This window comes from Clostridium vincentii, assembly GCF_002995745.1.
In the GTDB taxonomy this organism is placed as follows: Bacteria; Bacillota; Clostridia; order Clostridiales; family Clostridiaceae; genus Clostridium; species Clostridium vincentii.
Genome location: NZ_PVXQ01000016.1, coordinates 1 through 21,506 on the forward strand (window position 1 = coordinate 1; position 21,506 = coordinate 21,506).

At 30.0% G+C, this 21,506-nt stretch carries 22 protein-coding genes; 2 read left to right on the plus strand and 20 right to left on the minus strand.

Annotation, left to right across the window (positions count from 1 at the left end):
* Nucleotides 1–277 precede the first annotated feature (277 nt).
* The 6 genes from CLVI_RS08520 to CLVI_RS08545 form a co-directional block, all read right to left on the minus strand.
* The gene (locus CLVI_RS08520; RefSeq protein WP_106059703.1) at nt 278–1,579 is read right to left on the minus strand and encodes a DEAD/DEAH box helicase; all 1,302 of its coding nucleotides are present in this window, start codon (nt 1,577–1,579) and stop codon (nt 278–280) included.
* A gap of 191 nt (nt 1,580–1,770) precedes the next feature.
* The gene (locus tag CLVI_RS17680) at nt 1,771–2,247 is read right to left on the minus strand and encodes a phosphate-starvation-inducible PsiE family protein (RefSeq protein ID WP_341458746.1); all 477 of its coding nucleotides are present in this window, start codon (nt 2,245–2,247) and stop codon (nt 1,771–1,773) included.
* Nucleotides 2,248–2,268: 21 nt separating this feature from the next.
* The gene (locus tag CLVI_RS08530) at nt 2,269–3,381 is read right to left on the minus strand and encodes a YcjF family protein (RefSeq protein ID WP_106059704.1); all 1,113 of its coding nucleotides are present in this window, start codon (nt 3,379–3,381) and stop codon (nt 2,269–2,271) included.
* A gap of 213 nt (nt 3,382–3,594) precedes the next feature.
* Complete coding sequence (gene rlmD / locus CLVI_RS08535; protein WP_106059705.1) at nt 3,595–4,953, minus strand: 23S rRNA (uracil(1939)-C(5))-methyltransferase RlmD; 1,359 nt, start codon at nt 4,951–4,953, stop codon at nt 3,595–3,597.
* 46 nt (nt 4,954–4,999) lie between these two features.
* Nucleotides 5,000–5,263: an RDD family protein gene (locus CLVI_RS08540; RefSeq protein ID WP_106059706.1), complete on the minus strand. Its 264-nt coding sequence runs from the start codon at nt 5,261–5,263 to the stop codon at nt 5,000–5,002.
* A 96-nt stretch (nt 5,264–5,359) separates the two neighbouring features.
* On the minus strand, nt 5,360–5,947 hold the full coding sequence (locus CLVI_RS08545) for a helix-hairpin-helix domain-containing protein (protein WP_106059707.1): 588 nt from the start codon (nt 5,945–5,947) through the stop codon (nt 5,360–5,362).
* A 146-nt stretch (nt 5,948–6,093) separates the two neighbouring features.
* Between CLVI_RS08545 and CLVI_RS08550 the strand changes: the two genes are divergently transcribed.
* Complete coding sequence (locus tag CLVI_RS08550) at nt 6,094–7,386, plus strand: D-alanyl-D-alanine carboxypeptidase family protein (RefSeq protein ID WP_106059708.1); 1,293 nt, start codon at nt 6,094–6,096, stop codon at nt 7,384–7,386.
* A gap of 96 nt (nt 7,387–7,482) precedes the next feature.
* On the opposite strand, the gene CLVI_RS08555 is transcribed toward CLVI_RS08550, so the two are convergent.
* The 12 genes from CLVI_RS08555 to CLVI_RS08610 form a co-directional block, all read right to left on the minus strand.
* Entirely contained in the window at nt 7,483–8,379 is an 897-nt protein-coding gene (locus CLVI_RS08555; RefSeq protein WP_106059709.1) for an RluA family pseudouridine synthase, read from the minus strand.
* Between the two features lie 2 nt (nt 8,380–8,381).
* Nucleotides 8,382–9,752: an LCP family protein gene (locus tag CLVI_RS08560; RefSeq protein WP_106059710.1), complete on the minus strand. Its 1,371-nt coding sequence runs from the start codon at nt 9,750–9,752 to the stop codon at nt 8,382–8,384.
* A gap of 15 nt (nt 9,753–9,767) precedes the next feature.
* Nucleotides 9,768–10,340: a bis(5'-nucleosyl)-tetraphosphatase (symmetrical) YqeK gene (gene yqeK / locus CLVI_RS08565; RefSeq protein ID WP_106059711.1), complete on the minus strand. Its 573-nt coding sequence runs from the start codon at nt 10,338–10,340 to the stop codon at nt 9,768–9,770.
* Between the two features lies 1 nt (nt 10,341).
* Nucleotides 10,342–10,944: a nicotinate-nucleotide adenylyltransferase gene (gene nadD, locus CLVI_RS08570; protein WP_106059712.1), complete on the minus strand. Its 603-nt coding sequence runs from the start codon at nt 10,942–10,944 to the stop codon at nt 10,342–10,344.
* Between the two features lie 2 nt (nt 10,945–10,946).
* Entirely contained in the window at nt 10,947–11,249 is a 303-nt protein-coding gene (yhbY, locus tag CLVI_RS08575) for a ribosome assembly RNA-binding protein YhbY (RefSeq protein WP_106059713.1), read from the minus strand.
* Between the two features lie 11 nt (nt 11,250–11,260).
* A complete protein-coding gene (obgE, locus tag CLVI_RS08580; protein WP_106059714.1) occupies nt 11,261–12,547 on the minus strand; it encodes a GTPase ObgE in 1,287 nt (428 codons plus the stop codon).
* A 167-nt stretch (nt 12,548–12,714) separates the two neighbouring features.
* A complete protein-coding gene (gene rpmA, locus CLVI_RS08585) occupies nt 12,715–13,014 on the minus strand; it encodes a 50S ribosomal protein L27 (protein ID WP_106059715.1) in 300 nt (99 codons plus the stop codon).
* A 3-nt stretch (nt 13,015–13,017) separates the two neighbouring features.
* Nucleotides 13,018–13,389 (minus strand): ribosomal-processing cysteine protease Prp, encoded by a 372-nt coding sequence (locus CLVI_RS08590; RefSeq protein WP_106059716.1) that lies wholly within the window; start codon nt 13,387–13,389, stop codon nt 13,018–13,020.
* A gap of 5 nt (nt 13,390–13,394) precedes the next feature.
* Nucleotides 13,395–13,703: a 50S ribosomal protein L21 gene (rplU, locus tag CLVI_RS08595; RefSeq protein ID WP_106059717.1), complete on the minus strand. Its 309-nt coding sequence runs from the start codon at nt 13,701–13,703 to the stop codon at nt 13,395–13,397.
* A gap of 180 nt (nt 13,704–13,883) precedes the next feature.
* The gene (locus CLVI_RS08600) at nt 13,884–14,810 is read right to left on the minus strand and encodes a hypothetical protein (RefSeq protein ID WP_106059718.1); all 927 of its coding nucleotides are present in this window, start codon (nt 14,808–14,810) and stop codon (nt 13,884–13,886) included.
* 255 nt (nt 14,811–15,065) lie between these two features.
* On the minus strand, nt 15,066–17,507 hold the full coding sequence (locus CLVI_RS08605) for an ABC transporter permease (RefSeq protein ID WP_106059719.1): 2,442 nt from the start codon (nt 17,505–17,507) through the stop codon (nt 15,066–15,068).
* On the minus strand, nt 17,500–18,252 hold the full coding sequence (locus CLVI_RS08610) for an ABC transporter ATP-binding protein (protein WP_106059720.1): 753 nt from the start codon (nt 18,250–18,252) through the stop codon (nt 17,500–17,502). Before CLVI_RS08610 ends, CLVI_RS08605 begins: the two co-directional genes overlap by 8 nt.
* A 446-nt stretch (nt 18,253–18,698) precedes the next feature.
* Here CLVI_RS08610 and CLVI_RS08615 point away from each other — a divergent pair, with 446 nt between their 5' ends.
* On the plus strand, nt 18,699–19,622 hold the full coding sequence (locus tag CLVI_RS08615; RefSeq protein ID WP_106059721.1) for a fused DSP-PTPase phosphatase/NAD kinase-like protein: 924 nt from the start codon (nt 18,699–18,701) through the stop codon (nt 19,620–19,622).
* 2 nt (nt 19,623–19,624) lie between these two features.
* On the opposite strand, the gene CLVI_RS08620 is transcribed toward CLVI_RS08615, so the two are convergent.
* Complete coding sequence (locus CLVI_RS08620; RefSeq protein WP_106059722.1) at nt 19,625–20,503, minus strand: aldose 1-epimerase family protein; 879 nt, start codon at nt 20,501–20,503, stop codon at nt 19,625–19,627.
* 24 nt (nt 20,504–20,527) lie between these two features.
* Complete coding sequence (locus CLVI_RS08625; RefSeq protein WP_106059723.1) at nt 20,528–21,454, minus strand: 1-phosphofructokinase family hexose kinase; 927 nt, start codon at nt 21,452–21,454, stop codon at nt 20,528–20,530.
* Between the last annotated feature and the right edge of the window lie 52 nt (nt 21,455–21,506).

Below are 21,506 nucleotides of genomic sequence, written 5' to 3' on the forward strand. Positions count from 1 at the left end.
ATAAATCCAACTCCATTCTTTTTATCTTAGCAATAAAATTATAATGGATAATTTATGTATTGGGGAGATGTTTTTACATCTCCTTTATTTTTTTGCTACCTTTGCCTACTAAAATTATACTCTAACTTTTATATTATTTATTGTTCTAATTTTGTATGTTTATTTGATCTTTCTACTTTTAGAGGCAACAAAAAAAGGATTAAGCAAATCCTGCTTAATCCCTTTATGTATTTCTTTTTTAAGAAGAAAAATTCATACCTGAATAATTATCTTATCCTTAATTTTCTTTTTTCTTGCTTTTAGCATAATGGCGATTTTTATCATTTTTCGCTACATTATTTTTTGATGAACTTGTTCCTTTGCCTCTCCTATTATCAGGAGAAGTAGTTCTTGACGTCGAAGCTTTTCGAGTTGATACTTCTTTTGATTTAAGAGGCTCTTCTACTAATTGAAATGGATGATCTTCAACTACAGGTATTGTTTTAGATATTAGTTTTTGAATATCACGTAGTAGAAGCTTTTCTTCTTGATTACAAAAAGAAATTGCCATTCCTCCAAGTCCAGCTCGTCCAGTACGACCTATTCTATGAACATAGGTTTCTGGAACTTCTGGTAAATCTAAATTAATTACATGAGATAATTCAGCCACGTCAATTCCACGCGCTGCTATATCTGTTGCAACCAATATTCTTATCTTTTTTTCTTTAAAGTTACTTAAAGCTAACTGCCTTGCATTTTGAGATTTATTTCCATGAATCGCTTGGGATTGAAGCCCAGCTTTTTCTAAAGCTTTTACTATTTTATCTGCTCCATGTTTTGTTCTGGAAAACACTAATGCAGACACGATAGATTCATCTTTTAATAAATGAATTAGCAAGTGTATCTTATTGCTTTTATTCACATAATAAACTGCTTGTTCTATGATATCAACCGTAGAAGATACGGGTGTTATTTCTACCTTTACTGGATTCTTTAGTAGGTGATCTGCAAGCTTTGCAATTCCATTAGGCATAGTAGCAGAAAAAAGCATGGTTTGTCTGAAATCAGGAATAAATTTAATAATTTTTCGTACATCTTGAATCATTCCCATATCAAGCATATGATCTGCCTCGTCAAGTACAAAGTATTTTATACTATTTAAGTGAACAAAGCCTTGGTTAATTAAATCTAATAATCTACCTGGAGTTGCCACTACGATATCAATTCCGCTGCCCAGTGACTTTGTCTGAGGATTTTGGGATACTCCACCGAATATCACTAGAGTTTTAATATCTAGATGTTCCCCATAAGATTCAAAGCTATCTCCTATTTGAATTGCAAGCTCTCTTGTTGGAGCTACTATCAATGCTTTTATTTTTCTATTTCCTTTTAGGTTTTTTGGCTCAGCTGCAAGACCTTGTAAAATTGGTATAGCAAATGCTGCTGTCTTTCCAGTACCAGTTTGAGCGCAACCTAATAAATCCATTCCTTTAAGTAATGATGGAATAGCTTTTACCTGTATAGGTGTAGCTTTAGTATATCCTTCAGTTTTTAAAGCCTTCTGTATAGGCTCAATTATATTTAAATCTTCAAATAACAATATTATTTCTCCTTTTAATCTTTATTTTTATTGTAATTAAGTATTGTGATTCATAAACTATGTAGTTTCACATTAAATATTAACACAATAGTCTTATATATGACAATATTGTGTTCATTTATTTATGGAATAATCGTCATATTTTGTGTTTTAAAATATTTCCATCGTCTTGAAAAATTTATATCAATCTACTATTCTTCACTAGATTTTAAGCTAGATGACACTACCGAATCTGATTGTGATTCTGATAAAATTTGCTTTTGATTATCTTTTATAAGATAAATTTTCACTAAAAATAATATTGCTAATGTAATAACACCAATTAACATATCTATAGCAGCAGTATTATAAATAAGCATTTTTCTAGCCATAGCATATATCATTACACCTATCACATTATTTGGATTATGTTTTACTAACATCATTGATAATTCAAGTGCAATTATCAATAAAAGCATAAATGATGTCAATTCTTGAAAAGTATCATAATTTACTAATTCCTTTAAATAACCCATATCTTTATATAAAGTTATCACCAGTCCCAGAGCGCTAATCAAAACTAAAATGATAAGTAATACTGCTAGAAAAATTTCTATGCCTCTAATAACGAAAATAACACGATTAGATAACTTTTCATACAATATTGGCTTTTTATTAAAAATATTCATTTGATTCCCCTTTAATTAATTTTATTTTTTAGTATTAAAATGCTTCTTCAGTTCATTATACATCATTTCTGATATTTCTTCATTTCTTGTTACCTTACCTTCATATTGATTGGTCACTACTTTTTTCATAACCTCTATGTACGAAAATGCTAATGATGTAGTCAATAAACTTGCTGTAACTCCACTAATAAGGCCCCCAATTATTGTTCCTGCTCCTGGTAAAAACTTTATTAAATTTGCAACCACAGTCCTTCCTGCAAATGTTGCCCCTGCAATGCCTCCAACTCCTGTTGATATTGCCAGAAGTAAATTTTTATCAATCTTAAGACCAAAAATTGTTGTTATGTGAGCTAACATTCCTACTTGTTCCGGAACTAGTATTGTAGCATCTGAAAATGGAATTGGTGAGAATCCAACCCCAAATGAAGTTGTTATATACCCCAATGCCCATTTAGTAGCTTCGTCTACTTTTCTTTTTATATCTACCTTCTGGGCATTATTAAAAGCTCTTCTTATACCTTGTGGTAAAATTTGATATGTTTTTTCCACCAATTCCACTAAACCAAATTCAGGTAACTCTACACTTCCAAATTTAATAGGTTCTGCCAATACTCTTTGTATGCCTCGTATGTCTAAATTCAAATTATCAATGTACTTTTCTAGTTCCTTTGAATTATCACTAAAGCTTTGAGTTAATACTATAACTACTGGTATCTTTTGAGCTAACTCTTTAATCCACTCAATCTCAAAATCCTCAATTCTATTAGACGCTGCATTAATACAGTACCATACAACATGGATTAAATTTTCTGTATTTATATCTCGACTATTATGTATTCTATCTATTTCAGCATTAATATCATTTCTTACCTTCTTCTGAATTTCCTGATCTAATTCTAGGCCTCTACTATCATATAAATTAATAGGAATACCTTCTTTAGTAATTTTTTTCAGGTATTGTGTTACTGGTCTTCCTATCCCAGTTTCAGCTAAACTTTCTCTGAATATATTATTTATTAATGTACTTTTTCCAACCCCTGTTTTTCCAATTAACATTATATTAGCCGGTATAATTTTTTTTTCTTCTTCAATTATTTTATTGAATAGTTCATTTACAAAATTATGATTTTCCATAAGCACACCCGCCTTTACTTTATATTATAACAAAATGTATCATAACAATTCAATAAAATAACTATTTACAGTATAAAGCTTGTGGTGCTGATGATTAATATACCTTAAACTCAATATGATGTATAACTACTGTACTCTTTTCTACGTAGCAAAAAATGACTAAGCAAATCATGCTTAGTCATTTTATTTATCTAATTCTTTGTCTGTTTACTCTTACACTTTTTTGACTATCTTCACAACTACTTCACCATGTGGAGTTTGTGCAAACATATCTTTGACCCTAAGCTTTACTATCTCATATCCAGACTCTACTAATACCTTTAGATCATTAACTAAGGTTTTAGGATTACAAGATACATAGATTATCTCCTTGGCATTAAACTTAATTACATAATCAAGTGCCTTTGGATGAACTCCGCTTCTAGGTGGATCTAGTATAATTATATCTGGCTTATACTTAACAGTTTTAATTATTTCAGCTACATCTCCAGCTAAGAATTCACAGTTATTAAGACCATTTAGCTTAGCATTTTCCTTAGCTGCCTCAACAGCCTCCTCAATAAGCTCAATTCCAACAACCTTCCTGGCATTCGGTGCAACTATTTGACCTATGCTTCCAGTTCCACAATATAAATCAAATACTGTTTTGTCATCAGAATTTCCCATATATTCCCTAACTATACTATAGAGACTTTCTGCTCCTTTAGTATTAGTTTGGAAAAAGGAAAATGGTGATATATTAAATCTTAGTCCTAATAAATTCTCCTGTATATGGTCTATACCATATAGCACATTAACTTTTTCAGGAATAACTGCATCTGATAAGGAATCATTTTCTGTGTGTAATAGAGAAACTAGATTTCCATCAAATTTAGTTTCTTTTATTATATTTACATACTCAGTTAAATCAAAATCCACTTGAGTTGTAGTTACTAAATTAACCATTAACTCTCCAGTGTTTTTTGCCTTCCTTATAACCAGATGTCTTAAGTATCCTTCTCTTTTCATAACTCTATAATAAGTTAATTCCTGCTTTTTAAAGTAATCTACTGTTAATGTAAGTATCTTTCTGAAATCTTCATCAACTATCTTACATTGATCCACATTAACAACTGCAAAGGATCTATTTTTCATATGCATTCCAAGAGTAAGTTCTCCACCTTTTTCCAGGTCTCCAAAGGTGAATTCCATCTTATTTCTGTATTCCCATTCTTCATAACTTCCCGTTACCCCTTCATATTCTAAAGGTTTAAGGCCAGCTTTTTCAAAAAGATCTAGAACTTCATTTCCTAAAAATTCTAGTTGCTTTTCATAGGTTAAATTTTGAGATGAACATCCTCCACAAATTCCAAAGTGGGGACATTTAGCTTCTATTTCGTATTCTGCTCTTTCAACAACCTCTAAAGGTTTTATTTCAGCATAATCAGCTTTTTTCTTTTTAATTCTTCCCCTTATTACTTGCCCTGGGAAAGAGTTTTTTACGTATATCTTCTTATCGCCTTCTCTGCCTATTCCCATTGAAGGAAATTCTGTTTTTTCAATTTTAACTAATATCTCATTACCTTTTTTCATTATATACTCCTATTTATATCTTTAATCTCTTGTTCTTTTTTAACTTTTACTCTGCTTTAATAGCTTCTGTTTTAGCTATTCCATCAAGCTTTAATATTCTTTTACCTAAAGTTGTACCATATCTTGAATTCTCCATAATAGGGAAATAGAATACATTACCTATAAATAAATATGCAGTTAAAAACACTTCTGGCTGCACTATTTTAAAGCCCGCTGCTCCAAGTATAAACTCTGTTACAAATAATAAAATTGCAGCAACCCCAAATAATATCATTTCATCTAATAAATTAGCAAATATTTTCTTAATCAAATTTATTCCTCCTATAAGTCTTTACATTAAAATATTATATTTCTCCTAACACCACTTAATTATATCATTAAACCTATAATTTTAAAACTGTAATCCTTATATAGTAATTTTATCCTTAAGCTTTTCAAAAGAAGCCTCCCCTATTCCCTTAATATTTTTAATATCCTCAATTGACTCAAATCCGCCCTTTTCTTCTCTATAGCTTATTATATCCTTTGCTCTAGCAGGGCCTATCCCTGGCAAGGTATCTAGTTCAGCTTCACTTGCTGTATTTATATCTATAATTGGAGACACATCCTCATTACTTTCATTTGCTACTACCTGTTTCACTTCATTTTTATTCGCTATATTTATTGACTGATGATTTTTAAGTTTTTCTGCTCTATTAATTTTGTTCATATCAGCATCTGGCTTTAATCCACCTGCCTCCGATATTAAATCCTCAATGATACTTTCCTCTTTTAGCCAGTATATATTAGGATTCATTATCTCCCCCTTTATCTCAACTACAATCTTATTATCCTCTATTGCAACTACTTCTTTTATTTCATCCTCAACAAATATGCTTTCATTATCATTTTTTTTCAACTCTTTCTGTCCTCCAGTGAGATATGAAAAAAGCATATATGATCCTAATATTATAAGCAACACTACAATTCCAATAGTTTTATAATTTTTTTTCATAAATTTCCTCCTTAAAAGTACTTCTTAATTATTGACAAATGAATTTTATTTATCCAATATTTTGGTAATTTTAATATTTATCTAGGATTTTCGCTAATACTTTGATAGAATGTATTAATAATATAAATTTAATTGAGAGGTAATCTATGAATAAACTAAAAATGTATTTAAATATATTAATATGTTTTGTTGTTATATTAATTGTTACTACTTTAATAATTCCATCCATAGCGTCTTACGCAACAGCAGAACCTCCACAAATAAATTCTGAAGGTGCTACCTTAATGGATGCTACAACTGGCCAAATTCTATATTCTAAAAATGGCGACACTAACTATTTTCCTGCATCTATAACAAAAGTTCTTACTGCTTTAGTAGTTTTAGAAAACACTAAATTAGATGATAAGGTAACTGTAGGTGAGAAGCCGCCCTTTGCAGATGGAACATCTGTTGGAATTAAAACTGGTGAGATATTTACAGTTCATCAGCTTCTTTTAGGACTTTTGCTAGAATCAGGCAATGATTGTGCTGAAGCTTTAGCAGAGCATGTATCTGGCTCCTGTGAAGAATTTGCCAAACTTATGACTGAGCGTGCAAAGAAACTTGGAACTAAAAGTTCAACTTTTAAAAATCCTAGTGGTTTACCAGATCCTGAACATGTTACAACATCTAATGATTATTCTTTAATAATGAAGGAAATTATTAAAAACCCTGATTTCTTAGATATAGATAAGACAACTAATTTGCAGCTACCTACTAGCAATTTAGGGGAACAAAGAATATTCAATAATCGTAATTACATTTTGCTTAAAAATTCAAATTACTATTATCCATTCTCTATAGCTTCGAAGAAAGGGTATACTATAGATGCGAAATTCACAAATGTAATATCCGCTACAAAAGATGGTCGTACTTTAATTGTTACTTCATTGAAAGGTGAAGATATTAATAAGTCCTATGAAGATGCAACTAATTTGTTAAATTATGGTTTTGACAATTTTACAAAGGTTACACTTTATTCACAAGGTGATATTGTTGATTCTATTTCATTAAGTGATGGTACTTCTCTTCCTCTACTTGCTTCTAAGGATATTTATTATACTGTGAAGACGGGTGATCAGGATACCTTAGATAAATCTGTGGATTATGAAGCCCCTACTGATTTAGATAACAAGTCCCTTACTCGAGGAGAAATCTTAACTAAAGGAAAAGTTATCTTAAACGGGGAAGAAATTCAAGATATTGAGTTAGCAAGTGGTATTTCAAGAGATTCTAATGCAAAAATGACTCTAGCATCTTTTTTTGAAAACTACACCACTATTATAGTTTTATTAGGTGGAGGAATTGTTATTCTATTTGTAATCAAAACTATTAATAGACGAAAAAGGATACGTGAAAGAATTAGAAGATCACGCATAAATCAAATCTTAAATAAATAAGTTAAAGGTCAATGGAAATCCAATTAACCCTTAGACAAAATCAAAAAAATAACAGACCAGTATACTGGTCTGTTATTTCTTTTCATAGGACTTATTTTATATTCTTTCTAATAAATTTTTCATATCTTCTGGAAGTTCTGATCTCAATGATAAAATTTTCTTTGTTTTTGGTGACATAAAATCTAATCCATAGGCATGTAGTGCCTGTCTTTCAATTAAACCTTTTTCCTCTTCTCCATATCCATATAAGGTGTCTCCATAGATAGGATGGCCTAAATGATTGAGATGTACCCTTATTTGATGTGTTCTACCCGTTTCTAATTTACACTCAATTAAATCTCCCCCATCAAAGCTTTCCAACACCTTATAATGAGTTATGCTTCTTTGGCCTCTTTCATCCACAACCCTTCTAACTATGTCCCCTTCATCATTTCTATAAATAGGTTCATCTATTGTACCTTCTTTTTCCTCTAAGTGTCCGTGTACAATAGCTAAATACCATTTCTGTAATTCATTTTTTTCCATTTGCTTTGATAGAGCCATATGTGCATATTGATTTTTTGCGATAATAATTAGTCCTGAAGTATCCATATCTAATCTACTTACAAGTCTTACTATGCAATTTTGCTTACTCTCTTGAAAGTAATATAAAACTCCATTTGCTAAAGTACCTGTTGTATAGGTACTATTTGGATGAACCACAATATTAGGTTGCTTATTTACAACTAAAATTTCTGAATCCTCATAAATTATATTAATATCCATCTTCTCTGGAACTATATTTTGACTTTCTACTCTCTGAAGCTTAACTGCAACTTCATCACCTGTGTGTAGAATTTCTCGCATTCTAACTGGAATATTGTTAACTAGAACCCTTTGCTCCTTAGAAGCGCTTCTAATTAGTCTACCTGACAGTTCCAAATCTTCTTTTAGAAACTGTCTAATGGTAAGTCCTTCATAATTTTCTTCTACTTTTTTTTCTAAAGTACTCATTGCTACTCTCCTAATTTTTTATAATCATTTCCTATTATAATAACTACATCATAGTCATTGTATTCACTATCTGTTGGTTTCCCCTCGAATTTAGTTATTTCACTTATCTGTGAAGCTAAAATCTTCTTAATATCCTTATCATCCGTTTGGATAACACTTTTTTCGTGAGGATCTGCATTGCCAGTATCAATTTTAGACCATCCAAAAACCTCTAAAGCAGTCTTCGCTTGTGCTGCTTGCGAAATAATCTTAGTTCCATTAAGAATCAATATCCTTGATTCGCTTTTGCTGCTTGTAGTTGCCACAGCTCCGGATTGAAGAGACTGTAAAAGCTCTTTATTGCTATTTTTATTAAATACTAAATAAGATTGTCCACTTATTGTTTTAGGATCTCCTTGTATTGTTTTCATTTCTAATTTATCTTTTAGTGTTACAAATTTTAATCCATAATTTATCATATTAAATGAAGACATATTAGTATCCATATTTTCTGCTACAGAATTTAATATTTTTGATAATTTAAATATTATACTTGGACTCTTACATTTATCTACAATCTTTTGCAAGAACTCGTGTTGATTATTAATTCTATCTAAGTCTCCATTTGCTAAGCCAGAACCATCATTGTTTTTTCTCCATCTAAAATACTCCTCAGCCTTTTGACCATCAAGTTGAACAGTAGTCCCTTCTTTGAAATTTATATGAAGATCTTGTGCATCATCATCATAAATCATATTTCTTTTTATATCTACTTCTATACCTCCAATAGCGTCTATGAATCCTCTAAAGGCTGCATAATCTATTTTTACTATATAGTTTACAGTTACAGATAGCATATTTTCAACAACAGTTTTAACCTTTTGATCTCCACCATTTTGGTATGCTGCATTAATTTTATAAGTACCACTATTATCATTTACTAGAGTATCTCTTGGAATAGATATAACCTGTGCACTTTTACTTTCTTTATTATAGTTAATCATCATCATTGTATCAGTTCTTTTTATATCATTATTTTCTGCTTGATTAACATCTCCTATATCCATACCTAAGACCAAGATATTAACTGAATCTCCAGCTGGTGCAGTGGCTTTTATTGTATTCTCATTATTTATCTTAAAGAAAAATCCAATTAATGAAAGTATAGCGCTTAAAATCATTATTGTAATGCAAATTGAAATTCCTAAAACAATTTTTTTAACTATACTTTTATTTTTCTTTCTTTTATTTTTCAAGCTTACCTTCTGTTTTTTTCCCTCAGGTACATCTTTAAATTTAACATGTCTACTTCTTTCAATATCCTCTAAGCTACGAGGTGCTCTTCGTTTTCTCTTCCTTCTTATAGCTTCTGGTTCTCGTCTATCCGTCCCCATACCCTTTTCCCCCTCTTACTCTACCCTATTGATTAGTAAATAATTTCTTGCCTTAATAGTATTTAAATCAATAGGATCTCCCCTTAGAAGTAAGAAATTTATTGTCTGCGTAAGTCCTAACAAAACTCCCTCATCTAAATCATTAAGAGTTACTTCTCTTAACTTCTTTATTCCTTCAAAAATTCTTGCAGGTTCTATCATATCTGATATATATATTATCTTCTCAAGCTTTGTCATTTTTTCTTTTCCAGTAGTATGCCACCTAATAGCACCTAAAATGTCTTCATCCTCTATGTTCAGTACATTTTTTGCTACATATGGTCCTACTATACCATGCCAAAGCTGGAGAGTATTTTTTTCATCTTCACTTAAAATTACATTATTTTTTATTATTAACATATTCATCTCATCTTGGGTAGTATTCTTTGCAATATCATGGCATAATGCTGCTATCTCAGCTTTTTCTTCAGAAACACCATTTATAATAGCTAACTTTTTTGCAACTGAAACAACTCCTAAGGTATGTATAAACCTATCTTCATTTAATACAACCTTTACATATTTATATGCTTCTTGCAGTATACTCATATTAATCCTCCCCATAGAGATTTTTTTCTTTTATAATTTCTATTACTTTTTTAGGAATAAGTTTATTTATATCTTCACCTAAATTTATTGCCTCTCTAATACCTGTGGAGGAAATATCTAGTTCTGTTAGATTCAATATAATAACTTCTCCGCTATATTTGTGTTCTATATTATCCTTTTGTTCTAAAAGAGACTCATTGCTATATCCAGGTCTAGTAAATACAACAAACTTACAAAGCTGAAATATTCTCTCAACACCCTTCCATTGTCCTAAGTTCATTAAACAATCTGCACCTGTAATAAAATATATCTCTCTATCTGACTTGCTAAAATGCTCTAATGTTTCAAAGGTATAACTCATACCTTCCTTGTTTATTTCATAATCAGAAACCTCAAAACCTTGTCTACCTTCTATAGCTTTTTTTACCATAATAAACCTTAAGGAAGCCTCAGTAACCTTCTTATTTATTTTAAGAGGCTGGCTTCCCGCTGGTATAAATATTATTTTATCTAATTTTAATGTTTTTATAGCTTGTTCTGCTATATGAAGGTGGGCTAAATGTATAGGATCAAAAGTTCCTCCAATTATACCCAGCCTCTCCACAACTACTTACTTGCCTTTGGTAATTCTATTGTTGGCTTATTCTTTGATTGCTTAAATAATACCAACTTACTTCCGATTGCTTGAACTCCTTCAGCTTTTAATGCTTTGCAAATAGTATCTGAAGCTTCTCTTGCATCTAATCCACTATTTTCTAAAACACTTAGCTTAATTAATTCTCTTTTTTCTAAGGCTTCCCCTACTTGCTTTAAGAAGGTATCCTCAATTCCATTTTTCCCTATTTGAAAAAGCACATCTAAATTATGAGCTAATTTTCTTAAATAGGCCCTTTGTTTTCCTGTTATCATCCTTTTTCCTCCTATAATAAATACTCAAATTCGAAGTCATTAAGTTTAACTGTATCTTCATCTTTAATTCCCATTGCTCTAAGGTCCGCTAATACGCCCTTATTTGTTAATACCTTATGGAAATATCTTAATGAATCTGGATTTTCTACATCTACAGCTTGTAATAATCTATCAACAAATGTTCCTTCAACAAAATAAGTATCGAATTCTTCGCCCTTTTCCATTGTAATTTCATAAGTAAATCTCTTCTCTTCCGGAATATACATTTGTTCTTGTGGAATCTCAAGTTCAGTTAGTGGAATCTCATTAAGCATTCTAGATGCTTCTTTAATTACATCATCAACACCTTCTCTAGTTGCTGCTGACATTCTAAACACCTTAGTAACTCCAAGTTCCTTAACCTTTCTCTCAAAATCTTCAAAACCAGCTTCATCATAAAGCATATCTATTTTGTTTGCTACAACTATTTGAGGCCTATCCCAAAGCTTAACAGAATACTTGTTAAGTTCTTCATTTATCTTTACAAAATCATCAAATGGATCTCTTCCTTCAATTCCTGATATATCCACTATATGAATCAAAATTCTTGTTCTTTCAATATGTCTTAAAAATTGTAATCCTAGCCCAACACCCTCTGAAGCTCCTTCAATAATACCCGGAATATCTGCCATAACAAAAGGCTCAGTGCCATCTGTTCCAACAACTCCTAAGTTTGGCTTTAAAGTTGTGAAGTGATAGTTAGCTATCTTTGGCTTAGCCTTAGTTGTCATTGACAAAAAGGTTGATTTACCAACATTCGGGAAACCTAATAATCCAACATCAGCTAAAAGCTTAAGTTCAAGTATTATTTCCATCTCTTCTCCTGGCATACCTGGCTCAGCAAAAGTAGGCGCTTGCCTTGTAGGCGTACAAAACTTACAATTACCCTTTCCGCCTTTTCCTCCTCTTAGGAATACAAATTTATCATCCAAATGAGAAAGGTCAGCTATTACCTTATTAGTTGAAGCTTCCTTTATAATAGTTCCCATAGGGACACTTATAAATAAGTTTTCACCATCTCTACCATAGCACTTAGTTGTTCCACCCTTTATTCCATCTTCAGCTACAAATTTTCTTTTATATTTAAAATCTAAAAGAGTCGTTATTCCGGTATCTACTACAAATGTAATATTGCCTCCACGTCCGCCATCTCCGCCATCTGGTCCTCCAAGAGGAACATATTTTTCTCGTCTAAAGGAAATAGCACCATCGCCACCCTTACCAGACTTTAAAAGTATTTTTGCATAATCTATAAACATTAAATCACCTGTCCTTGTTTAAAATCTTTTCTTTTCTAGTATTCATAAGTTTTCTTATTTTTATTATATCACTAATAAAATATTCAATACTTAACAATTTCTTAAAATTCAATTTAAAACCTTTTAAAAAAAGCACCCTACTGTAGGGTGCTTTTATTAAGGATAAATTATTCAGCTATTACTTCAACGTCTACTGGGTAAACACTTGCTTTTTTCTTATCCTTACCCATTCTTTCGAATTTAACAACTCCATCAATTTTAGAAAATAAAGTATCATCTCCACCCTTTCCAACATTGTTTCCGGGATGAATCTTAGTTCCTCTTTGTCTCATGATGATATTTCCGCCTAAAACGAATTCTCCATCAGCTGACTTAACACCAAGTCTCTTAGAATGAGAATCTCTGCCATTTCCTGTACTACCTTGACCTTTTTTGTGAGCAAATAATTGAAGGTTCATAATTAACATTGTCTACACCTCCTCTTTTATTAAATTAATATATTCATTACGTTTTTTTATTCCAAACATTTCATCTAAACTTAAAATTACACTATCTAAGCTTTTCTCAAAGGTTTTTAATAAAACTTGTGCTTGATCTATCTCTTCTTGATTAAATCCCTTAAGATTTAATGCAAGATATCCATCCTTCATCTCATAATTTACATTTAGTTTTAACACTTCATCTAAACCTATAATAACACTTTGAGATAACACCGATATAGAATTACATATCATATCGTAGGCATCTCCGGCTAAAATAGCTTCTCTTTCAAAAAGAGCATGATTATTGATTCTAAAGGAAAGGATTTTATTTTTTTTCGATCTAATTTTAATTTCTATCATAAAAATTAAGCTTCGATCTTTTCAATAATTAGCTTAGTATAAGGTTGTCTATGACCATTTTTTCTTCTATAGTCTTTCTTTCTCTTATATTTCATAACTAATATCTTTCTAGCCTTACCTTGAGATACAACCTTAGCTATAACCTTAGCTCCTGCAACTAATGGAGTTCCAACATTTAAAGTTTCTCCTCCAACAGCAAGAACTTCTGTTAGTTCAACTGATGAGTCAACTTCAGCCTCTAGCTTTTCAACAAAAAGAACATCGCCTTCTTGAACTCTGTATTGTTTTCCACCTGTTTTTACTACTGCGTACATTAAAATACACCTCCTCATAACGGTCTCGCCACTATAGGTACAAGAATCTAATTCTTGTTTTAATAAAACCTGTGTGTGAGCGGTCTACCAAGATATTTTATCACAAATCAAAAATATTGTAAAGATAATTTTGTATTTGTCATTTTTTGAAATAATTGCTTGGTTTATGTTTTTGCTACACTAATATCTATTCTTAATATAATATGCCGATGGAACTAATGTAAAAAGATATCCAAGCACTAAATTTCTATAAAACAATGTAGAAGTATTCCCCATTAGCAAAGCTAGATGTACAAGTTTTATTGAATCAAAAAGGCTCACTTCATTAACTCTATTTTGCTTATATATTTCGAAAGCAATTGATCCATATTGTGCTAAGTATACCGTAACTATAATTATTCCAATACTTATTATTAATCCATTTTTGTCCATTCCATGCCCCATTATTTCATAACCCTTGATTGTCCCAATTGCAATTGCTAACCCCCCTATAGAGGATATATATCCTATCTGGCTAATTATAATCCATATTACTGCCCCCAAGAAAGCACCTATTATTGCCCCTATTATTCCTGTGATTAAATTAGGGCCTTGAGACTTATTAACATTTTGATTTACAGAAGTAACCTCTTTTTCTTTTTCTTTTTCTTTTAATTGACACTTTACGCACCATGGTACTAAAAAACCATCTTTTATATATGGAACAACATAATTACTTTGCCCGCACTCCTCGCAGCATGTAACTAAGTCTCTCTCCTTAGCAAAATTTACTACCTCATTTAAAATCACTATGATTATATTTTCTTGTTCCTCTTGTCTAATTTCTTGTGAACATTGTATTTTAATACCACTGCATATATATTGTGCCAATGTAACATAGTTGTATTTATTACTTATATGTCTTAAAAACCCGTTTATTTCATTTACATAATATTCATTTGTTATTCTTATTGGAACGTTAATATAAACTATATTCGAAAAACAGTTTATTGTTATATTATATCCTTCATATGATCCTCCAATAGCATCACCTTTTCCTGAAAACCTCAAGCCTATCTTCTCACTTATTTCATTTAATAATTCATTCCTCATTGTACCAGTCTGCATTTTATTAACCCCCTAATTTAAAGCAAGCTTATTATACCATATTATTCTATTTGTTTTAATATATAACATATTAAATTTAGGGATGAAATAACCAACCTAAAGTCATAAAATACTATGACTTTAGGTTGGTTAGAAAGTCGCTATATTCCTGTGGAAGTGAAAATTTCAGATCTTCTTTCAGAGTAATTCTTAAAGAAGCACTTTACTGTTCCCTTGCTCCATATTACTAAATATATTATAGTTGTCTTCCTTTAATTATGATTCCTCCCTACCTAGCTCCTCATGAATTTTTTCTTTTGAAACCTTTCTTACATGAGGGATTAAGTAAATTAAACTTATTATTAAAGAAGAAATAATATTTAGACTTACCATTGTATATTCCGGCGTTACAATTCTTAATCCATCTGAGCTAGCTAAAATCACTGACCCTATATATCCTAAAATTGTGCCCAAAACTTGACCTATTAGTAAAAACACAACTATTTGAATCATTAGCATTTTCCTTAAGTCTTTTTCTGTAAACTTCATACATCTTAAAACAGCATATTCCTTTCTTTTTGAATTAATATTATTTTTTATTGAATTAACTGCTCCTAAAACAGTAGTTAATATTATTAATATTAAGGCGGCCTTAAAATACTTCCATCTTTCATTCATTGCATTATTACTTTCTTCTAAAACTTCATCCAAAGTTGCCCACTTTATAGATGGATAAGATTTTTTTATTTCTTTTAAATCTTCTTTAATATTCATATTTTCTGTATTTATATATATTTTTGCTAATTGTGATGTATCAATATCTATTAGCGCTGTATTAGATAAATCAATCATTACATCATAAGAATTTGTTATATTTTCTCCATCTATTTCAATTACTTCTAAACTTAAATCATATTTAATTTTTTCTATTTTACCTTCATAATTTTCGTAAACAGGACTAGCTAATCTGATTTTTTCTCCTAATTTAATATTATTTTTCTCTGCAAAAGTCTTACTAACTATTATTTTAGATTTTCCTTCCCCTTGAAAAGCCTCTATTAATTCTTGCTCTTCCATTTCTTTAAAATTACCCAAAGAATACATTATGTTGTTTTTAGAATCACTAACATAGGTTGTTGTGCCTCCTTGAAATACCATAGATGCTTTTACAGCTTCTAATGAGCTTATATCTTTAAATAATTTATTAGCCTTATCGTAATTTAAACTTATATTACTAGATACAACTATATCCGTTAAATATTCTCTTTTATAATAATCCTCACCATTTTGACTTAATACCTTTGTAAATGATCCTCCAATACTTGTTATTATCATTAATATAGCTATTGCTAAGATAATCATAGAGCTCTTTCTTATCTGAGATGCTAATGTCTTAATAGACATAGACCCTATTGTACCGAAAATTAAATTAAAAGGTTTTTCTAATGGTTTTAATATATTCCTCATATTAATTCGCATCCATAAAAGAACACCTAATACTATTAATAAATAGCCTAATATACTCTCTATAAATGAATTAATCTCTGTATAGAATAAAATACATTTAAGATCTATAAGCAACCCAATAATTATTATAACAATTGACACTTTACTAAAACGTTTTGAATTCTTTATATTGATTTTTTCATTTGCTGCGATTGCTTTTACTGGCAATATCATAGCGGTTTTTATACCTGGAATTAATAAGATAACTTGTATAATAATAAATCCTAATGCCGCTATTAGAACTATTGGTAATATATAAAATTTAAAGGAATCTAAAAATAATTTTACAGTTAAAAATGTTAATCCTATCCCTGCTATTATTCCAAGTATATTCATTATTAAAGTTTGAATTATTAATATGCTAAATACTTGAAAACTACTTCCCCCCATAGCCTTTATTAAAGCAAACTGTTTTGTATATTTATAAATATATTCTTGAAGATTTGATACTATAAAAATACCACACATAGCAAATACCAAAACTGCTAGAAAAATCACGAAATACTTAAGTGTATTAACATTTTCTTTTACAAACTCATTTTCTTCAAAAGATTCAACTCTTAATCCTTCATCAAGATTGCTTATCTCATTAGCAATGCTAGAAATATCTCCATCCACCTTAATCATTATAAAAGTAGCTTCATTATTAGTATTTAATATTTCCTTTAATGCTTTTCTATCCATAATAATCATATTTAGAGGCGAAGAAGCATTCATTCCATCATCAAATATTTCTTCTACTATTTTTTCTCGTCCACTTATGTCAACCTTATCTCCAGTTGAAAGACCTAATGAATCTGCTAAAACTTCATTGATTATAATATTATTATCATTAAGATTACTAGAATATTTATATTTACTTTTACTCAATTCATCAACCTCTAACCCTAGAGTATATATCCATACACCTTGTATCTCTATATTCTTTAATAAGGCTGATGAAGTTTTTTCTATTCCTTCAATAGAATTCACGTTATTTATAAAAGACGTTGTAATATCTTTGTTCACATTATTATCATAACCAATCTGAAGTTCAAAATTGCCAAATTGCTCTCTTGTTTGATCTTTTAATTTATTTTCTGAATTTATAGAGAAATTCATCAAAAAAGTTATTAAGAAAATTGATACTGCTATAGCTGTAATACATGAAATAGTTATGCTTTTATTAGCTTTAATAAACTTAAAGCTAACTTGTTTCAACGATTTAATCATTTTTCTTTAATACTCCTTTGAATTTTGATAATATCATATCTATATCCCCATCTTCCTTTTTCCTATCATAAACTTCATGAATGTTTCCATCTTTAAAAAATAATACTCTATCTGCATAACTTGCTACCATTGGGTCATGTGTTACTATAATAATGCTTTGCTGTAATTCTTTCCTCATACTTTTAAAAATATCTAATATTTCTAAGGATGTATTATAATCTAAATTTCCTGTTGGTTCATCTGCTAATAGTAGTTCTGGTTTAGTAATTATAGATCTTGCTATACTAATTCTTTGCTGCTGACCTCCAGATAGCTCAACTGGCCTATGTTTTCTCCACTTAAATAGTCCAACTTGCTTTAATTGTTCTTCTACTCTTTTATTAATCTCTTTTTCTTCTATTCCTTGTAAAACTAAGGGTAACGCTATATTATCCTCAACAGTCAAATCCTTTAATAAATTATATGCCTGAAAGACAAAACCAATTTTTTCACTTCTATATTGAGTAGCAAAGGGTTCAACATGATAATTCTTCTGTAGTTTCCCCTCTAAATATACTCGTCCTTTATCTGGACTATCTAATGCCCCTAACATATTTAATAATGTGCTTTTCCCTGAACCACTACTCCCCATAATAGCTAATATCTCACCCTTATTTAAGGAAAATGATACTCCTTTTAATGCTTCTACTTTTTCATTTCCAACTATAAAAGTTTTTTTCATATCCTCAATTCTTAATACTTCCATCTAACATCCTCCCTATTGGTACGATTTTACTTATTTCTACATAATATTACCATTAATCTCAATTTTTATAAAGTTTTTCATCAAAAAAATATTGTATTATCATTTATATCTAAATTAATACACTAAAAAACCCTCGGCGTATATGTCGAAGGTCATTTGGTGATTGCGAACCTTACCTTAATGATTTATTATCTCTTCTATAAATTCTTTATTTCATTCTACAAATCTTCCTTTAATCTAAACCCCCTATATAATTTCCAAGCGTTATCTTTGCCATCATTTTTAGTGAAATCAATATATTATAACGCCCTATTTAAAACCTATCTTTTACTTAAAATAAATAAAGGAGCTAATTAACAACTTGTATATAAGTTGTTAAAATAGTCCATATTATACTTATTAGTCAAAATGAATACTTATAAACACTATAGATGAGGTGACCATAAATGCGTAAACGCTTAAAAGTAACTATATCCATTTTATTAATATTATTAAGTGCTCTTTATTCTTTGGTCTTAAGAAATGAAAAATTACAAGATTCTTATGTATCCTTAGGCGACAATAATATAAATCTTATTTTAGATTCATTAAATTACAACGATATGCCAAGGAACTTTCGTAAATCTTCTAATTTAATCCATATACAAAACAATAAAATTTTAAATCTTAGTGGATTAGATTCTTTAAATATTTCTGGTAGTCAGCAATTTTCCGAGTGCAATCTCCCTCTGATAATAAATAGTATAGGAACTCCACTCCCTATAACAATTATTGACTTAAGGCAGGAATCCCATGGATTTATTAATGGTGACCCTATTAGCTGGTCCAATCTAAAAAATGATGATAACAAAGGGTTAACAAATGAACAAGTTTTGTTAGATGAAACTAAGAAACTAAATAGCATTAAATTAAACAAACCTATTATTTTTTATAATCACGCAGATATAACTACAATTCCAGCAAAAATTAGCAATGAAAATCAGCTTATTAATTCTGAAGCCCTGTCATATACTCGCATTCCTGTTCTTGATGGTAAGATACCTAGAGATGATATGGTAGATTATTTTATTGAATTAACAAAATCGCAACCTGAAAATACATGGATTCATTTTCATTGTAAAGAAGGTATAGGAAGAACTACTCTATTCATGATTATGTATGATATGATTAAAAATTCACAAGAGGTTTTGGCTGATGATATTATAAATAGGCAATTACTATTAGCAAATTTTGATGAAGATTATATTAAATCTTTTTGTAATGATGAGAGAGTTACTTTTTTGCAAAATTTCTACAAATACTGTAAAGAGCAGGGAGAGACTTTTAATATGACCTGGAGTGACTGGGAAAAATCTCTCAATGCTAATTAAGATTATTCCTGAATAAATATTCTATAACTACAATTAAATTCTTTCTCTACTTCTAATGAAATTACACCTTTTTTTTCTTTGAATTCTCCATTAAAATCTTCATAATCAGGATGTCCAAACCAAGGTTCTATACAAATAAATGGTGCTGCATTATCCGGTGCCCATAATCCTAGATAAGGGAATCCATCAAATTCTACACTTAAAGATTTATTATGATTTCTAGATTTTATAGATACCTTATTAGATTTCAAATCATCAAATATAAAAAGTCCATCCTTAAATAATTCCTTTGAAAGTGGAATTATATTAGAATCATTTAAATATTCCTTTCTATTATGAGAGATATAAACCTCCTCATTAATTAACATAGCAGAGCTCTTTTCTTTTTTATTAAATTCAAGATAATAATCTTCCAATTTATCATCCTCTTCAATGGGACACATAAAAGCGGGGTGATCTCCTAGTGAAAAATATATTTTCTTATCATCTAAATTGATAACTCTAAATGTTGTTTTTATTGTATTTTCTTCAAGTGTATAAGTAACTTGAAGTGAGAACTTATACGGATATACTTTTAGAGAATCATCTGAATATTTTAGTTCAAATGTAATAGAATTATTCGTTTGTGATATAAATTCAAAATCTGCTATTCTAGCTATTCCATGAGCTGGCAATTCATATGTTTTTTCATCAACTCTATATTTTGAATCTATTACCTTTCCTATTATAGGAAATAAATGTGGTGCATGGTACTTCCAATATTTTGAATCTCCGTTCCATAAATATTCTGTTCCTTCTTTTTTTCCTGTTATTGAATGAAGCTCCCCCCCATGAGTGCTAGCTGTAATCTTAACTGTTGAATTTTCTAAAGAATAAATCATAAAAACATTCCTTTCCTATATAGATTAAAGTTCTTCTACTGTTACCTTATTAATTAAATCTTTAACTACAGATTCTCTAACAAATCCTGTTTCCTTTTCCATAGCATTTGCTGTTCCACAAGCAGATGCAAATTTTAATGTATCTGAAATATTATATCCTCTTTGTGTAGCTACTGCTATTCCTGCAACATATGCATCTCCAGATCCTACAGGGTTAACAGCTTCTACTTTAGGTATTGTTACTTTATAAAATCCCCCTTCATACCCTGCTATTGATCCTTCAGCTCCTAACGATATAGCTACAAACTTTATTCCTTTAGCTTGAAATTCTTTTATTTCTCTTATAGCATCTTCTATGCACTGAATTTTCCTTCCTGTTAATGCTTCTATTTCATCTCTATTTGGTTTAATGAAATACGGCTTTCCTTCAATTCCTTCTTTTAAAAGGTTTCCACTAGTATCTAATAAGAATTTTTTACCTTGATAATTTGCTAATTCTATTAATTTTCTATAAAAGTTCGCAGAGACATTCCTTGGTATACTTCCAGATGCTACCACTACAGTAGCATCTTTAATTAAATCTATATATTTATCTAAAAATGCCCACTGTTCCTCTTCACTAACTTCTGGACCTGGTTCAAGTATTTCTGTTTGTACAAGGTCATCTGTAATAAATGCTAAACATTCTCTTGTATCTCCATTAATTTTTACAAAGTCTTGCTTTATCCCATAATCCTTAAGTTTTTCTTCTATAAATTCTCCAGCTTTTCCCCCAAGAAATCCTGTAGCAATGCAATCTTCTTTTAGTATAGTTGCTACATTAGCCACATGTAATCCCTTTCCCCCCGGTGTATTCTCAACACTTTTTGCTCTCATCACGCGGCCTTTTTCTATATCTTCTATTTCATATCTTTTATCTACTGATGCATTTAAATTTACAACTAATATCATAATCCTCATCCTCCTTTGATTTATAACTAAACTAATTAATCAAATATATATA

Bases quoted from the DNA above. Each gene is read 5' to 3' on its own strand.
- CLVI_RS17680 (WP_341458746.1), bottom strand. From the start codon at position 2,247: ATGAATATTTTTAATAAAAAGCCAATATTGTATGAAAAGTTATCTAAT.
- CLVI_RS08530 (WP_106059704.1), bottom strand. From the start codon at position 3,381: ATGGAAAATCATAATTTTGTAAATGAACTATTCAATAAAATAATTGAA.
- rlmD (WP_106059705.1), bottom strand. From the start codon at position 4,953: ATGAAAAAAGGTAATGAGATATTAGTTAAAATTGAAAAAACAGAATTT.
- CLVI_RS08545 (WP_106059707.1), bottom strand. From the start codon at position 5,947: ATGAAAAAAAATTATAAAACTATTGGAATTGTAGTGTTGCTTATAATA.
- CLVI_RS08550 (WP_106059708.1), top strand. From the start codon at position 6,094: ATGAATAAACTAAAAATGTATTTAAATATATTAATATGTTTTGTTGTT.
- CLVI_RS08555 (WP_106059709.1), bottom strand. From the start codon at position 8,379: ATGAGTACTTTAGAAAAAAAAGTAGAAGAAAATTATGAAGGACTTACC.
- CLVI_RS08560 (WP_106059710.1), bottom strand. From the start codon at position 9,752: ATGGGGACGGATAGACGAGAACCAGAAGCTATAAGAAGGAAGAGAAAA.
- yqeK (WP_106059711.1), bottom strand. From the start codon at position 10,340: ATGAGTATACTGCAAGAAGCATATAAATATGTAAAGGTTGTATTAAAT.
- yhbY (WP_106059713.1), bottom strand. From the start codon at position 11,249: ATGATAACAGGAAAACAAAGGGCCTATTTAAGAAAATTAGCTCATAAT.
- obgE (WP_106059714.1), bottom strand. From the start codon at position 12,547: ATGTTTATAGATTATGCAAAAATACTTTTAAAGTCTGGTAAGGGTGGC.
- rpmA (WP_106059715.1), bottom strand. From the start codon at position 13,014: ATGTTAATTATGAACCTTCAATTATTTGCTCACAAAAAAGGTCAAGGT.
- CLVI_RS08590 (WP_106059716.1), bottom strand. From the start codon at position 13,389: ATGATAGAAATTAAAATTAGATCGAAAAAAAATAAAATCCTTTCCTTT.
- rplU (WP_106059717.1), bottom strand. From the start codon at position 13,703: ATGTACGCAGTAGTAAAAACAGGTGGAAAACAATACAGAGTTCAAGAA.
- CLVI_RS08600 (WP_106059718.1), bottom strand. From the start codon at position 14,810: ATGCAGACTGGTACAATGAGGAATGAATTATTAAATGAAATAAGTGAG.
- CLVI_RS08605 (WP_106059719.1), bottom strand. From the start codon at position 17,507: ATGATTAAATCGTTGAAACAAGTTAGCTTTAAGTTTATTAAAGCTAAT.
- CLVI_RS08610 (WP_106059720.1), bottom strand. From the start codon at position 18,252: ATGGAAGTATTAAGAATTGAGGATATGAAAAAAACTTTTATAGTTGGA.
- CLVI_RS08615 (WP_106059721.1), top strand. From the start codon at position 18,699: ATGCGTAAACGCTTAAAAGTAACTATATCCATTTTATTAATATTATTA.
- CLVI_RS08620 (WP_106059722.1), bottom strand. From the start codon at position 20,503: ATGATTTATTCTTTAGAAAATTCAACAGTTAAGATTACAGCTAGCACT.
- CLVI_RS08625 (WP_106059723.1), bottom strand. From the start codon at position 21,454: ATGATATTAGTTGTAAATTTAAATGCATCAGTAGATAAAAGATATGAA.